This is a genomic window from Solidesulfovibrio alcoholivorans DSM 5433, from assembly GCF_000702665.1.
Lineage (GTDB): Bacteria > Desulfobacterota > Desulfovibrionia > Desulfovibrionales > Desulfovibrionaceae > Solidesulfovibrio > Solidesulfovibrio alcoholivorans.
The window spans coordinates 382,007-396,524 of the sequence record NZ_JNJA01000002.1 but is presented as its reverse complement, the minus strand read 5'-3'; the positions used below and the strand labels follow the sequence as shown (position 1 = coordinate 396,524).

The window sequence follows — 14,518 nt, the reverse complement described above, 5'->3', positions numbered from 1 at the left end:
CGAATAGTTATTATCCTAAAGACCACTGACGTATTTTTCAGGGCCGCGTCAGGAGTCCGCCTCCAGCGCCTCGTCGATGTAGGGCGGGATGGGCATGCCCGCCGCGCGCAGGTTCTCGCGCGCCGTGCGCACCTTTTCCAAAGGAATCCCCCGCTCGCGCCAGTAGGCGCCCGGGTCGTCCAGGAACGCGGCCATGACCGCGTAGCCTTCCTCGTAGCTGCCGACCTCGTGGCAGCAGTTGACGATCCAACGCGGCCCCAGAGGGCCGAGTTCGTGTCCGCCGCCGGACAGGTCGCCCGAGAGCTCGCGGAACTGTTCGAGCGTCTGCCGCCAGAAGGGCGCGCCGCCGGGCCCAAGGCCCACAGGGTCGATGAAGATGTACGGCGCGGGCAGGCACTGGCCGATCTTCATGAACGTCAACGCCATGTTGATCTCGTAGCTCGTGCCGAAGCCGCCCAGGTTGAAGATCTTGAAAAGCGACCGCCGGTCCAGGATGTCCTGGCGCGTGTTGAGCGCGAGGTTCGTGAACTGCGCCACGGCCTCGGGCGCGAAGTTGGTGTGCTGGCCGATCTCCTCGGCGTTGATCCCGACACCCATGCGGTAGATGCCAAGGGCCGCGGCCGCGTCGTCCACGATGCGCATCACCCCCGGCCCCGAGCCGTGGGCCACGCCGAAGCCCTCGCCCAGGCGCGGATGGTCGCGCAGCCGGCGCAGGAAATCGGCGATGGGCGCGGCCAGCACCGGCCCCAGCACGTCCACGGACGAGCCGAACATGGCCATGGTGGTGTGCACGCGCGGCAATTGCTCCTTGCCCGGCCGCGTCACCCAAAGCCCCCGGAAAAACTCGCGCACCTGCGCCTCACCGTTGATTTCGAGCAGCAGGTAGAAGCGCATGCCCTCGTTTTCCAGGCGCACGAGCTCCTCGTAGAGCGTCTGGTCCATGCGGAAGTGCGGCAACCGGCAGCTCTCGCCCACGGCGCAGCCCATGCCCCGGGCCACCACCACGCCGATGCCGTTGCGCTTGAGCACCCGCAGCGTGTCCACGGGCGGCAGGGCCTCGGCGACGAAGACCTTGGAGAGCTTCTGTTCGCCGCCCACGTACTTGAGCGCGTCGAGCAGCGGCCGCACCCGCTTGGGAATCTCCTCGCCCTCCATGACCCCCTCGGGCACGTTGCCCCGGGCGTACTCGTACACGAGCCGCCACTGGAATTCCTGGAGCCATTCGCCCTCCTCCTGCTCCCAGGGGATGGCGATGGTCTTGCCCGGCATGAGCATGCGGCCGTAGATGCCGCCCTGGCCCGGGACGGCCGTGACCTCGTCGAAAAAGCCCCGGGCGACCTCGGGGTTGAAGACGTCGGTCAGGTCGGCGAAATCCACGCCCGCCGCCAGCACTTCCCGGGCCTTGCCGGGCAGAAACACCCGGTCGGCCAGTCCGGTCAGGGCCGGGTCGGCGGGATAGAGGCGCAGGCGCACGGCAAGGTCGCGCGTGGACACGGGCTCGTCGTCGCCGTTGTAGAGCTCCACCTGGCGCGGCGTGGCGATGCCCGACGTGCGGATGCCGTCGAGCAGCCTCGAAGCGAGGTGGAAAACGCCCGGGGCCGAAGTCTCGCGCGTGATGAACGCCACATACGGCCCGAGGGCGATGCGCACCGCCCCGACCAGGAACTCCCGTGGCCCCATCCGCGCCGGCAGCCCGGCCGGCGACGGGCATTGGAAAATGGTCAGCCCGTGCTTGCCCTTGACCACCATCTCCGAGAAATTGCGCCCCACGCCGAGCAGGCGCGAGGACAGGACGTAGCGCACGTTCTCCAGGGGAATCTCCACCACCCCGTCCGGGTCGATGCGGTGGCGCTCGGGCAAAAGGAGCCAGCCCCGGTCCATGGCCTCCCCGATCTCCTCCCGGGAGAGCGCCGGGCCGCGCGCGATGAAAAGCCGCCCGAAATCCACCCCCCCGTCCGCGCACAGGCAGCGCAGGTCGGCCAGAGATTCCGCCAGTGCGGCGTTGAGCGCCGAAAGCGCCACAGGCACTTCCACGGTGCGCGCGCTGTCCGAGACTTCCGGCGGCTCGCCCGTCAGCTCGATGTCGAGGCCGATGCGCGAATGGCCGCTGCGGCCGCTTATGTCCATGAAATCGGTCAGCGCCGCGCCGTCGCGGGCGGCGCGGTCGCGCAAGTCGCGCACGAGGCCGCGCAGGGCATCGCTGGTGTGGGAAAAACGGATCAGGCCATAGGCCTGGGGCGCGCCGAGGGCGTCGCTAAAATGGACGTCGCCCATGGACACGAGCTGGCCGTCGCCGGTGATGAGCGGAAATGCGATCATGCTGCCTCCTGCCGGAGGGCGGCGGGGTCGCCGCGTGCTTCCGGACCATTTTTATAGGCCAAGGCGCGCCCCGGGAAAACCCCCTTTGCCGGCGCGCCCTTGCCCGGCGGACGCGGCGGTGCTAGACGGAAAAAACATCCGACCGATGCGGGGGCTGGAGCAGCCCCTTATTTTCCGCACGCGCGGCAGCAAAGCAGGCAAACGAGGAACGTCCATGCCGACCATTCCCCTTTCAAAGGCGCGCGCCGGCATGGTGCTGGCCGCCGACGCCGAGAGCCCGGGCGGCGACTACCGGCTGACGGCTGGTGCAACGCTCAGTGAGGGCAACCTCCGCCTCCTGCGCGGCTGGCATGTCCAGGACATCACCGTCGCTGCCGAGGATGCCGCGCCGGCCGCGTCGTCCCAGCCGGACGCCGCAACGGCCGTGCGCGCCCGCTTCGCGCACCTGCCGGTGGGGCAGCCCATCGTCGCCGCCTTGCGCGAACTGGCCCTGGCCCGCGCCGCCGCCCCGCCTTCCCCCTGTCCGCTGCCGGCGGCCCATGCGTTTACGCCCCCGCCGACGCTCACGCCGGAACGCATCCTGGCCGACGACCCGGTGCTGGTTTCGCTGCCCGAAGTCTTCATGCGCATCCGCGAGGTGTTAAGCGACCAGGATTCCACGGTGGAGGAGGCGGCGGCGGTCATCGGCAAGGACCCGAGCCTGACGGCCAAGCTCCTCAAGCTCGTCAACAGCGCCTTCTACGCCCGCACCATGCGCGTGTCGGGCGGGTTGCCGCCGGGTCCCGTGGACTCCCTGACCCGGGCGGTCATGCTGCTTGGGCTCAACCAGCTCTCCACCCTGGCCATGGGCGTGTCCGTGCTGCCGCTTTTCAAGGACATCCCGGCGCAGTGCATCGACATGCGGCAATTCTGGCGGCACAGCGTGGGCGTGGGGCTCGTGGCCAAGATCCTGGCCACGCACCAGGGCGACCCGAGCCCGGAACGTTTTTTCGTGGCCGGCCTGCTCCACGACATCGGCCGGCTCGTACTGTTCAAGCAGCAGCCCGCCGCGGCCGCGGCCACCCTGCACCGGGCCGCCGCAACGGGCTGCCTGCTCGTCGATGCGGAACGGGAGCTGCTCGGTTTCGACCACGCCACGCTCGGCGGCCTGCTGCTGCGCAAATGGCGGTTTCCTGAAAGCCTGGAACAGGCCGTGTGGCGGCACCACGACCCTGCTTCCGGCGACGAACCCATGGAAGCGGCCCTGATCGGCGTGGCGGACATGATCGCGGGGGCGACGCTTTCCGGCGGCAGCGGCGAACGCCTCGTGCCGCGTTTTATGCCCGAAGCCTGGCGCATCGCGGCCATCGACGCCCGGGAACTGCCGGAACTCGTGGCCATGGCCGAATCGCACCTCGACGTCGTGTGCGCCATGTTCGCCTGACCCCGGCCGCGAGCGCAAGTGACGAAACGCCGACACGCAATACGCCGCGCGGAGCCCCTGTCCGAATGCGACGCCAAAGGAAGCAACATGGACACGTGCGCGCAACACCTTCTCCTACAGGCGAAGCAGGCCGGGGCGCTCAAGACCCAGTCCCTTTCCTTCAAATCCCTGAGCCTCTCCCCACGCCAGCAGGCACTGCTCGAGTTGCTGCTTTCCGGGGCGCTTTCCCCGCTGACCGGGTACATGGGCCGCGCCGACGCCGCGTCCGTGCTGGAAAGCATGCGCCTGGCCGACGGCCGCCTCTTCCCCATGCCCGTGAGCCTCGATGCGCCGGCTGATCTGGCCGCAAGCCTCGTTCCCGGTGAAAATCTCGCCCTGCGCGACCAGGAAGGGTTCATGCTCGCCGTGCTCACCGTAAGTGAAACCTGGCAGGCCGACGCCCGCCGGGAAGCCTCGGCCCTCTTCGGCCTGTCGGATATCGACCGCCACCCCGGGGCCGTGGCCTATGCCCAGGAAACCGCACCCTGGCGCATCGGCGGCGCGATTGCGGGCATCGCGCTGCCATCCCATGCCGATTTTCCGGAGCTGCGGCGCACCCCGGCCGCCGTGCAGTCCATTTTCCGGCGGCGCGGCTGGCGGCGGGTGCTCGGCTTCCAGGCGCACGCCCTGCTCCACAACCGCCAGCACGCCATGCTGCGCCAGGCGGCGGCGGACATCGAAGGCAGCATCCTGCTGCTGCATTCGGCCGGTGACGCCCTGGCCGGCGGACCGGGTCACTTCGCCGGGGTGCGCTGCGCAGGCCTTTTCGCCAGAAGCTTTCCCGAGAACTTGCTGCTGCTCAACCTGCTGCCCCTGCCGTCGCTCCAGGCCGGTCCCCGCCAGGCGCTCTTCGAAGCCCTCATCCAGCGCAACCACGGCTGCACGCACACCCTCGTCGCCTTGCGCCACGCCGACCCGATGGCCGCAGACGCCTCCCCCATCTATCCCACCGGAAAAGCACAACAACTCGTGGCTGACAGCGAAGCAGAAACCGGCATCGTCATGATCCCGGAAACCGCCATGGACTACGTGGAGGAAAAAGCGCAATACGTGCCGCGTGCGAGCGTCGCACCCGGCATGACGGTCAAGGACATCACGCCCGCGGAATGCACCCGCCGCCTGGAATTCGGCCTGGACATCCCGGACTGGTTCACCCCGCCCGAAATCGCGGCCGAACTGCGCGCCGTGTTCCCGCCGCGCTCCCGCCAGGGATTCACCATCTTCATGACGGGGCTTTCCGGCGCGGGCAAATCCACCCTGGCCAAGATCCTTTACGTCAAGTTCATGGAACTGCGCAGCCGGCCGGTCACACTCCTCGACGGCGACATCGTGCGCCGCCACCTCTCCAGCGAGCTGACCTTCACCAAGGAACACCGCGACCTCAACATCACGCGCATCGGGTTCGTGGCCAGCGAGATCACCAAAAACGGCGGCATCGCCCTCTGCGCCCCCATCGCCCCCTACGCCAGAGCCCGCGCCGCAGCCCGCGCCCTGGTCGCGCCCCACGGCGGGTTCGTGGAACTGCACGTGGCCACCCCCCTGACCGTGTGCGAACAACGCGACCGCAAAGGGCTTTACGCCAAGGCCCGGGCCGGCGTCGTCAAAGGCGTCACCGGCATCGACGACCCCTACGAAGCCCCCGAACACCCCGAAATCCGCCTGGACACCACGCGCCTCACCCCCGAACAGGCCGCCCAGGATGTATTGCTCTACCTCGAACGCGAAGGGTATCTCGCATAGGCGGGATACGGCTGGGCTGGTGCAGCCTGGGGGCATGTTGGAGACATTAAAACTCGTACTGTTTCGGGGGATTCCCACTGAAGTCGAAAATGACGGCCGTCCCGTGATCGACGCTGAACACGGTAAAATCCGGATTGTCCGCCGCGCCGTAAATCGAACGCACAAGACCGTTGTTCTCAAGGATGCGGCGCTTCACCGCCATATCGTCATCAAGATTGGCCTGGCCCAACAGGCGCAGTGTTGCCATGTCTTTGGCGGTGCTCGCCAGCTCGAGCCTCGGGTCGGCCTGCAGCTGGGCAAAGACCTCCTTGTGCCGCGCCGTACAGAACCACAAGCGGCCGTCCTGCCCGAACTGAAACTGGAAGGGACGGACCCGCGCCTGCCCCTTGTCCGACGTGGCAAGGAAAACCGTGCTGTTGGCCGTCAGGAAATCGATGATCTCACGCATGGGACTCTCCCTATTTGTTCTACGTAGAACAGTTTGCTCAAAAAAAATCAGCCCAGATTGGCCAGGATCCGCTCCAACCCCCGCACCAGCGCTTCCCGTTGCCCTTGCTCCATGTCGCCCCAGACCCGCGAAAGCAGCATGCGCGATATCGCGCCGAAATCCTTCCGAAAGGCCTCCCCCTTGACGGTGAGGGCGATCATGGAGACGCGCGAATCTCCGGGCGAAACGGTCCGTTGCACGTATCCGGCCCGCTCCAGTTTCCTGACGAGCACGGTCAGCGTGTTTTTCTTCCTGCCGATGGCCTGGGCCAGCGCTCCCATGGACAGTTCCCCCCGGTCGTACAGGGCACCAAGAATCGCGCCGTGCGACGGTGCGAGGTCCGGGTGCCCCAAGCGCGTCAATTCCGAAACGAGCAGCGCATTGGCTGATTCCCGAATCCGGCTGACAAGGGCAACCACGTGTTCCGTTCGCATGGGACAGAATTAGTTCTACGTCGAACAATTGTCAAGTCCCAATCCCGACCATCGCCCCGGCGCAGGGACGCGATACGCGCAGGAAAAGCCCCCAAGGCCGGGCCAGACATTGAAAACAAAAAAGGCGGGAAAACTCCCGCCGCTTCCCCATCCCCGGCCGGAGAGGTCCAGGAGGGGCGCATCCCCTCCTGGCCGCCGGAGGCCTCTTCCGTCTTTCTTCCCTAATTCAAATCCCGTCGCGAGCGCTTGTATGCCGAGGCCTTGGCCTGGGCGGCCTGACGATGTTTTTCCTCGGCCTTGGCCAGACGGCGCAGGACATCCGCAGCGAGGTCGCTGCCGTCCTCGCCGGGCGGCAGGTCGCAGGCGGCCAGATCCGCGGCCATCTGCTTCTCCATGCGTTCGGATTCGAGGAACATGACGTAGGCCAGGGCCAGAGCGGCCTCGTTTTCCTCGCTGCCGTCGCACAGCAGGGATATCTGGTCCAGGGGCACGGTTTCGAAGAGCCGGTCCACGAACATGCCGATCCACTTCTCCGCCAGTTGCGGCAACAGGCGCGGCGTTTTTTCGACGATGATCCTCGCGGCCTCCGGGTCAATGCCGGGCCGGGACAGTCCGATGAAGGCGGTCAGCGCCTCGGCGCGGCCGGCGTCGTCGGTGCGTGCCACGCGGCGCAGGAGCGTCCGGCGGACCGTTTCGCGCAGGGTATCGGGAGCGGCGCTCATGGGTTGGTGTCCTTGTCCGCGTCGGATTCGCCGGGCGGCAGCACATCGATGATGCGGCCGGGCAATGCGGGTTGCTCGCCGATGACGCGGCCATCGGCGGCGATGTGTTTGCGGCCGTCGACGATGACGATGCCGGTGCGTTCGAGCACCTCCCTGCGGAAGGCGTATTCCTCCTGCATGCGCCGGGTCTTGTAGATGAACCACATGCGCACGAGGTAGCTCAGGCACCAGGCCGCGACGAGCCCGAGCATGACCCAGGGGGCGATGACCTCGACATGGTCGCCGATGCGCAGGAGCATCTGGATGACGGCGTCGAGGTAATACAGCGCCACGCCGAGCAGAATCATGCCGCCGAGCAGGATGACGGTGGGCAGGCCGCGCGAGAGGCTCACGAGGCGTCGCAGCCGCTCCGGCATGTAGCGCAGGTGCTCCTCGTCCATGGCCGGTTCGCCCTTGAAGAAGCGGGTGAAGCCCATGCCGATGATGTTGACGACGAACATGATGGCCACGGGCGCGAGGATGAGCGCCACGCCGTAAGGAATCCAGGGGAAACGGAACTGGACGGTGCCGTCGGGGAGTTTTTGGGAGTTGATGATGCCGTAGCACACGGCGGCGATGGTGACGGCGAACTCCACCAGGATGACCCCGATGGAAAGGAAGGTCAGGAGGTTCTTTTTTTCCTTGTCGGAAAGGGTCATGCCGAAGCCGCCCAGGGAGGCCGCGCCGCCCTTGGCTTCGCTGGTCTCGTTGCCTTGCGGGTTATCCATAGAGGGTCTCTTCTACCTTGCCGGACGCGCGGGCCGCCGTAGCCGAAGCATGGTGCCTCGTCCCGCCGTCTTTTCAGGGGACGCCGGCCACGGCGGGGACGAGGTTTCGGGGAAGACCGGGGATGGGGACGGGCGCTTGGCCGCGCGGCCGGCCCCGAGGAACGGCGCGGGACCGGCGGTCCTGCCTTGAAATGAAGGGACGCCCCGGGGCCAAGGCCAGCCGGGACGCCAGGGCAATCCGATCCGGACGACGTCTTCACTCCACCGGGGCGCCAAAATAACGACATCCCAGACACGTCTCCAGGTAAGGGTTAACCGGCCGGAAGGCAAGCCCCATCACGCAAGTCGCGGGGCGTAGGGGGCGGGAACGCCAGCCTTTTCGCATTGTCAGCGCAGGCGCTTTTTTCTATGCTTGCCAAAATCGGTCGGGAACGCGTCTTTGCCGTCCTTTCAACCAGCACACGGATTCCAGACATGCCAAGCCGACGCGCCTTGTGCGCCCTGCTTCTCGGGGGCCTCGCGGCTGTCGCCGCCCCTTCCTGGGCACAGCCCTCTGCCGGCAACGACGCCGGCACCTACACCATCCAGCGCGGGGATACGTTAAGCCGTATCGCCCGCAGGCTCGGCGTCAGCACCGAGGCGATCCAACAGGCCAACGACCTCCCCCATCCGGACCGCCTGTCCGCCGGAAATGTCCTGCGCCTGCCCGCCACCGCACGGCCGCCGGCAGCCCCCAGGCCGACAGTCGCAACGGACGCACCGCGTCCCGCGCCGGCCGACAGCCAGCCCGCCGCCGCCCTGGCGCCTACGGCGACCCCGCCGGCCGTAATCGCGGCGCCGGCAGCCGCCGCTCCCACGCCGACCGCCTCGCCGGAGAAGGCGGCAGCGACGCCTGTCGCGCCAGGGCCCGCCGTCTCTTCGCAAGCGTCCGAAGCTGGCGGCACGGTCGATACGGACCAGTTGGCCGTGGGCACGTACAAACATCCGACGCTCGGCACGCTGCGCATCAGCAAGGGACCGGACGGCGTCATCCTGAACAAGGACAACAAGACCATTTCCATGCGACGGCTGTTGTACGCTATCTACGACGGCACGGACGCAGTGGGAAGCGTCCACAATTTCAACCTGGTGTTCGACGACTCGGGCCATGTCACGGCGTTGCGCTATTCCAGCGGTGGTTCCGGGCAGATCACATTCGAGAAAGTGAGGAAATAGCCGGCGGCGAAACGGTGGCATGGCTTGACCGCATGCGCCGCGCCGCCTATTTTGCACGTTGCATGCAATCCCGGCCCGATTCCAGGCCGGGGCGGAGAAACGCCATGGCCTTCGACATCGTCCTGCTCTCCCCCAACGAAGACGCCCTTTCGCTGTGCCAGGTTCTCGGCGCGCACGGCATGGGCGTCGCCATCCGCCACGTCGTCGACCTTCCCGGTCTGCGGGAGGCCATCGGAAGCATGGGGCCCAAAGCGCGTCTGCTCTCCTACCTCTCCCACGTGATCGTGCCGCAGGACTGCCTGGCGGCCTTTTCCCAGGGAGCCTACAATTTTCACCCCGGGTCGCCGGACTATCCCGGCACGGCTCCCGAAGCCTGGGCCTGCTACGAGCGGGCCAAGACCTTCGGGGCGACCTTCCACGTCATGTCCTCCCAGGTGGACGCGGGCGAGATCATCGCCGCGGAAATCCTGCCGGTGACCGCAGCCAAGGACCGTCCCGGCTATGCGAACGTCGCCCGGCAGGCCCTGTCGCTGCTGCTCATCCGCCTCGCCCCGGCGCTTACCCGCGAAGCGCCCCTCGCCGCCGAAGGCAGGACGGCCTGGGGCGAAAAGCGGCATACCATCGACGACTACAACAAGATGTGCGTGATGGATGCCGACATCGCCAAGGACGAACTGCTGCATCGCCTCGTGAGCTTCGGCCCTCCCGGGCCGGTGGAATTTTCCGTGCTCCTGCACGGCATGCGTTTCGTGCTCGAAGCGCCGGGCGGCGTCATCGGCCATCTCGACCCACCGCAGCCCGACCGCATCCTCGGCTGGGTGCGGGACTCCCACGCGCCGCAGACCCGCCAGGAGGTCAAACTCGTCGTGGACGGCCACGATTACGTCGTCGCCGCGGACCAGTTCCGCCCGGACGTCTGCGCGGCGGGGTTCGGCGACGGCCACTCCGGCTTTGTCTGGATGACGCCGCCGCAGTACAGGGACGGCCGGGCGCACCGCGTCGAAGCCTATTGCAAGGGGCAACCCGTGCCGGGGAGCCCCAGACTCGCCGTCTTTCCCCGGGCCGAAACCGTCGAACCGGAGGTCTGACCCGCCTGCGGGCCGCACGCCGCAGGCCGAAGCCCCCGCACACAGGAGGAGACGCCATGCGCCACGCTCTGCTTCTCGCCGTGCTCTGCGGCTTGCTCGCCTGCGCCTGCCCCGTCGCCCAGGCACAACTTGTCGGCCTGCCCAACCCGGCCTCCACGTTCTGCGTGGAAAGCGGCGGCACGCTCGTCATCGGCGACACGGGATCGGGCGAAGTCGGCACGTGCGTGTTCGACAACGGCCTAGCCGTGGACGAATGGGCGCTCTACCGCTTCCTTTCCCCCCTGACCGATCTGTTGTCCTGGTAACTGGCCGGCCTGGCCCGCGAATCCCCTTGCGCAGGGACCGGCCGGGGGACAACGGCCTGTCCCCCTTTGATCCCCGGCTGTTTTGTGCTAGTTGCATGCGATCCAAGCACGACGCGCCAGACGGAATTCCTTCCGCAAGGCGCGCAGGTATGGGGGAATGCATGAACGCACGCGGTTCGGATGAGGGCACGCCTTCCCTTTCCGTACTGATTGTCGACGACAATGAGATCAACAGGTTCTATCTGCTGCACGCGCTGCGCAAAATGGGCCACAACCCTGTCGCGGCCGAGGACGGCGGCCAGGCCGTCACGCTTTTTTCCAGCCAACCTTTCGACCTCGTCTTCATGGACGTGCAACTGCCGGACATGGACGGGCTGGCCCTGACCCGCCTCATCCGGGAAGGCCGGGCCGGCGCGCGCAACGACGCCCGCATTCCCATCGTGGCCCTGACGGCGTTCGCCTCCCGCGAGGACCGCGACCGCTGCCGGGCTGCCGGCATGGACGAACACCTGGCCAAGCCCGCCAGCAGCGCGGACATCGCCGTGGCCATCGCGCGCGTCCTGGCCGCCACGCCCCGGCATGCCGACGCGTCGTCCGAGGATGCGGGCGGCTTCGATCTGCAGGCGTTCACCCGGGAGAGCAACAGGGAGTTCGCCGAAGAAATGCTCTCGCTGTTCCTTGAGCTGGCCGAACCCAAGCGGCTGGCTCTGGCCCGGGCCGTGGAGCGGGGCGACGTCGCCGCCGCCGCGCCCCTGGCCCACGACCTGGCCGGCATGGCCGGCCCGATCCGGGCCACGCGCCTGCACGCGGCCATGAAGGCGGTGCAGGAGGCCTGCGGCGCGGGATCGCTCGATCCCTGCCGCACCAGGCACGCCGTGGCCGACCGCGAACTGGCCGCGGTACTGGCCGCCGTCCGCTCCCATCCCCTGCTTGCCGATCGGGCAACGTAAACGCAAGGACCCGGCCATGGCCCGCATTCTGGTCATCGACGACGACGCCTTCTTCCGGGAATTCCTGTCCCGGCTGCTCGCCGCCGAAGGCCACGCCATCACGCGGGCCGGCACCCTGGACGCCGCCGCCCGCGCGGCCGGCGAAGCCGACTTCGACCTCATCTTCCTGGACGTGCGCCTGCCCGACGGCTCCGGCCTCGACCTGCTGCCCCGGTTGCGGGCCCTGCCCGGCGAGCCGGAAGTGGTCATCATCACCGGCGCGGGCGATCCCGACGGCGCGGAACTGGCCATTATGAGCGGCGCATGGGACTACATCGAGAAGACGGCCAGCCAGGAGGCGTTGCGCCTGGCCTGCCTGCGGGCGTTGCGTTTCCGCGAAAAGAAACAGGATTCCCTGCCCGTGCGCCGCGCCGGCATCATCGGCGGCGGCCCGGCCATGGAGCGGGCCCTGCGCCAGATGGGGCGCGCCGCCAGGAGCCAGGCCAACGTGCTGCTTCTCGGCGAAACCGGCACGGGCAAGGAGCTCTTCGCCCGGGCCATCCATGAAAACAGCTCCCGGTCCGAAGCCGAGTGCGTGGTGGTGGACTGTGCGGGGCTGACCGAATCGCTTCTGCCGAGCGAACTGTTCGGCCACCGCAAAGGGGCCTTCACAGGGGCCTCGGCCGACAAGCCGGGCCTGCTCGCCCGGGCCCACGGCGGCACGCTCTTCCTCGACGAGGTCAGCGAGATGTCCCTGGAGATGCAAAAGGGCTTCCTGCGGCTGCTCGAGAGCCGCACCTACCGGCCCGTAGGCGACAACCGCGAGATCGCCGTGGATTTCCGGCTGGTATGCGCGAGCAACCGCGACCTCGCGGCCATGGTCGCGGCCGGGTCCTTCCGCGAGGACCTCTACTACCGCATCCGCTCCGTGACCATCCTGCTGCCGCCCCTGCGCGACATGCCGGAGGAACTGCCGGAGCTCGCCGAACACCACCTCACCCGCATCTGCCGCGCCGGCAGGCTGCCGCTTAAGACCCCGGCCCCGGAATTGCTCGAGCTTTTCCGGCAATACGGCTGGCCAGGCAACATCCGCGAGCTCGTCCACGTGCTCGAGGCCCTGAGCGCCGCCGCGCCGCTGGAGTCGGAACTGCTCCCCTCCCACCTGCCCCGGGACCTGCGCGTGCGGTTCGTGCGCTCCCGCGTGGCCCGTGGCCGGAAAGAACCGGCCGCACCGGCCGCCGTCGCCGCGCCCGCGCCCTCCCCCCGGGCAGCGACCGCGCCGGCCCTGCCGGACTGGAACGCCTACAAGCGCGACGCCCACGACCGGGTCGAGCGCGAATACCTGGCCGCCCTCATCGCCGCCGTCCGCGGCAACGTGCGCGCGGCCATGGATCTCTCGGGGCTCAGCCAATCGCGCCTGTACGGCCTGTTGCGCAAGCACGGACTCGGGCTTTCCGGCGCAGACCGCGAAACGTGATCCCGCCGGCAGGGACGCCCCCGGCATCCTGCCTGCCGCACTGTTCTTTCCTGCCCGCCAGCTCCTTTTTTTCAGGAATCCACAGCGCCCGCACAGAACCTCTTTGAAATTTATTCTACAATTACACCACAATGATTGCCGAGGCCGTGGCCCGGTTCTTGATAATGTTTTTCATGACCCCACGCAGGCGCACCGCCTCATGCGGCGTCGCCAGGGGAGGTTGTCATGAACCGATTCCAACGGACCTTGCGCGTCCTTGCCATACTGACGGGCTGCCTGCTGGCGGCCGCGTCCGCCCTTGCGGCGGCGCAACCCGAATCCCGAACGGAGAACGCCATGCCCACGAACCATGCCCCGAACACGCAGGTCGCCACCCTGGCCGGCGGTTGTTTCTGGTGCGTGGAGTCGGATATGGAAAAGCTGCCCGGCGTGCTCGAGGTCGTTTCCGGCTATACCGGCGGCGACGAGCCCCATCCCGATTACGAGCAGGTCTCTTCCGGCCGGACCGGCCATTACGAGGCGGTCCAGGTCTTCTACGATCCGACCCGCACCGGCTACCGGCAGGTGCTCGACACGTTCCTGCGCCATATCGACCCCACCGACGCCGGCGGCCAGTTCGCCGACCGCGGCAAGCAGTACCGGCCGGCCATCTTCTACCACGACGCGGCACAGAAAAAGGAGGCCGAGGACGCCCTGGCGGACCTTGCCGCCTCGGGCCGCTTCCACAAGCCCCTGGCCGTCGCCGTACTGCCGTTTACGTTCTTCACCAACGCCGAGAACTACCACCAGGACTACTACAAGACCCACAAGCTCCAATACGAGACCTACCGCCGCTTTTCCGGGCGCGACCAATTCCTGGACCAGGCCTGGGGCGGCAAGGACGCGGACGCGGGCGCGGCGGCGACCGCTGCTGCCGGCGATTGGAAAAACTTCCGCAAGCCGGATACCGCGGAACTGCGCAAGCGGCTCTCGCCGCAGCAGTACGACGTGACGCAAAAGGAGGGTACCGAGCCGCCTTTCCGCAACGCCTACTGGGACAACAAGGCTCCCGGCATCTACGTGGATGTCGTGTCCGGGGAACCGCTGTTCAGTTCCCGCGACAAGTACGATTCCGGCACGGGCTGGCCGAGCTTCACCCGGCCGCTGGTCCCGGACAACGTCGTCACCCGCGAGGACAAGAGCCTTTTCGCCACGCGCATCGAAGTCAGAAGCCGCCACGGCGACTCGCACCTCGGCCATGTCTTTCCCGACGGCCCCAAGCCCACGGGGCTTCGCTACTGCATGAACTCGACCGCCCTGCGCTTCGTGCCCGAAGCGGACATGAAGCGCGACGGCTACGGCGAATTCCTCAAGGACATCGAGTAAACCCCTCCCTCTTTTCCCGCCCCTCCCCAACCGGTCCCGAAGCGGCGGCAGCCGCTTCGGGACTCCCGCCTTGCCTGTGCCCAGCCATGTGAAACACGTAACAATCCGCTGGCGCGACAGGGTGGGATAGGCTATGCTTTTTCTGCGTCGCGCTGCGCCTGCGACCAGCCGGACGCAACGCCCACCGCCATCGGCCCGCTGGGGCAGG

13 protein-coding genes are annotated in these 14,518 nt (G+C 67.7%); 8 read left to right on the top strand and 5 right to left on the bottom strand.

Features of this window, described 5'->3' with window-relative positions:
- Positions 1 to 48: 48 nt before the first annotated feature.
- Positions 49 to 2,319: a hypothetical protein gene (locus Q368_RS0105030; RefSeq protein WP_029457824.1), complete on the bottom strand. Its 2,271-nt coding sequence runs from the start codon at positions 2,317 to 2,319 to the stop codon at positions 49 to 51.
- Positions 2,320 to 2,533: 214 nt separating this feature from the next.
- On the opposite strand from Q368_RS0105030, the gene Q368_RS0105025 reads away from it, so the two are divergent.
- Positions 2,534 to 3,742: an HDOD domain-containing protein gene (locus Q368_RS0105025; RefSeq protein WP_029457822.1), complete on the top strand. Its 1,209-nt coding sequence runs from the start codon at positions 2,534 to 2,536 to the stop codon at positions 3,740 to 3,742.
- Between the two features lie 87 nt (positions 3,743 to 3,829).
- Positions 3,830 to 5,521: a bifunctional sulfate adenylyltransferase/adenylylsulfate kinase gene (locus tag Q368_RS0105020; RefSeq protein WP_029457820.1), complete on the top strand. Its 1,692-nt coding sequence runs from the start codon at positions 3,830 to 3,832 to the stop codon at positions 5,519 to 5,521.
- Between the two features lie 46 nt (positions 5,522 to 5,567).
- On the opposite strand, the gene Q368_RS0105015 is transcribed toward Q368_RS0105020, so the two are convergent.
- The 4 genes from Q368_RS0105015 to Q368_RS0105000 form a co-directional block, all read right to left on the bottom strand.
- Positions 5,568 to 5,969, bottom strand: coding sequence for a pyridoxamine 5'-phosphate oxidase family protein (locus Q368_RS0105015; RefSeq protein ID WP_029457818.1), 402 nt, complete (start codon positions 5,967 to 5,969; stop codon positions 5,568 to 5,570).
- A gap of 47 nt (positions 5,970 to 6,016) precedes the next feature.
- The gene (locus tag Q368_RS24400) at positions 6,017 to 6,442 is read right to left on the bottom strand and encodes a MarR family winged helix-turn-helix transcriptional regulator (RefSeq protein ID WP_029457816.1); all 426 of its coding nucleotides are present in this window, start codon (positions 6,440 to 6,442) and stop codon (positions 6,017 to 6,019) included.
- A gap of 221 nt (positions 6,443 to 6,663) precedes the next feature.
- Entirely contained in the window at positions 6,664 to 7,164 is a 501-nt protein-coding gene (locus Q368_RS0105005) for a hypothetical protein (RefSeq protein ID WP_029457814.1), read from the bottom strand.
- The gene (locus tag Q368_RS0105000) at positions 7,161 to 7,931 is read right to left on the bottom strand and encodes a hypothetical protein (RefSeq protein WP_029457808.1); all 771 of its coding nucleotides are present in this window, start codon (positions 7,929 to 7,931) and stop codon (positions 7,161 to 7,163) included. The genes Q368_RS0105005 and Q368_RS0105000 overlap by 4 nt, the downstream gene beginning before the upstream one ends.
- A 408-nt stretch (positions 7,932 to 8,339) precedes the next feature.
- Here Q368_RS0105000 and Q368_RS0104995 point away from each other — a divergent pair, with 408 nt between their 5' ends.
- The 6 genes from Q368_RS0104995 to msrB all read left to right on the top strand — a co-directional run bounded on the left by Q368_RS0104995 (position 8,340) and on the right by msrB (position 14,310).
- The gene (locus Q368_RS0104995; RefSeq protein ID WP_084158683.1) at positions 8,340 to 9,146 is read left to right on the top strand and encodes a LysM peptidoglycan-binding domain-containing protein; all 807 of its coding nucleotides are present in this window, start codon (positions 8,340 to 8,342) and stop codon (positions 9,144 to 9,146) included.
- 104 nt (positions 9,147 to 9,250) lie between these two features.
- Complete coding sequence (locus tag Q368_RS0104990; RefSeq protein ID WP_029457805.1) at positions 9,251 to 10,234, top strand: formyltransferase family protein; 984 nt, start codon at positions 9,251 to 9,253, stop codon at positions 10,232 to 10,234.
- Positions 10,235 to 10,290: 56 nt separating this feature from the next.
- On the top strand, positions 10,291 to 10,539 hold the full coding sequence (locus tag Q368_RS0104985) for a DUF333 domain-containing protein (protein ID WP_052360025.1): 249 nt from the start codon (positions 10,291 to 10,293) through the stop codon (positions 10,537 to 10,539).
- A gap of 161 nt (positions 10,540 to 10,700) precedes the next feature.
- Entirely contained in the window at positions 10,701 to 11,489 is a 789-nt protein-coding gene (locus Q368_RS27255) for a response regulator (RefSeq protein WP_029457802.1), read from the top strand.
- Between the two features lie 16 nt (positions 11,490 to 11,505).
- Positions 11,506 to 12,945, top strand: a complete 1,440-nt coding sequence (locus Q368_RS0104975) for a sigma-54-dependent transcriptional regulator (protein WP_029457800.1) — start codon at positions 11,506 to 11,508, stop codon at positions 12,943 to 12,945.
- A 225-nt stretch (positions 12,946 to 13,170) separates the two neighbouring features.
- Entirely contained in the window at positions 13,171 to 14,310 is a 1,140-nt protein-coding gene (gene msrB / locus Q368_RS0104970; RefSeq protein WP_043785046.1) for a peptide-methionine (R)-S-oxide reductase MsrB, read from the top strand.
- Positions 14,311 to 14,518: the final 208 nt, after the last annotated feature.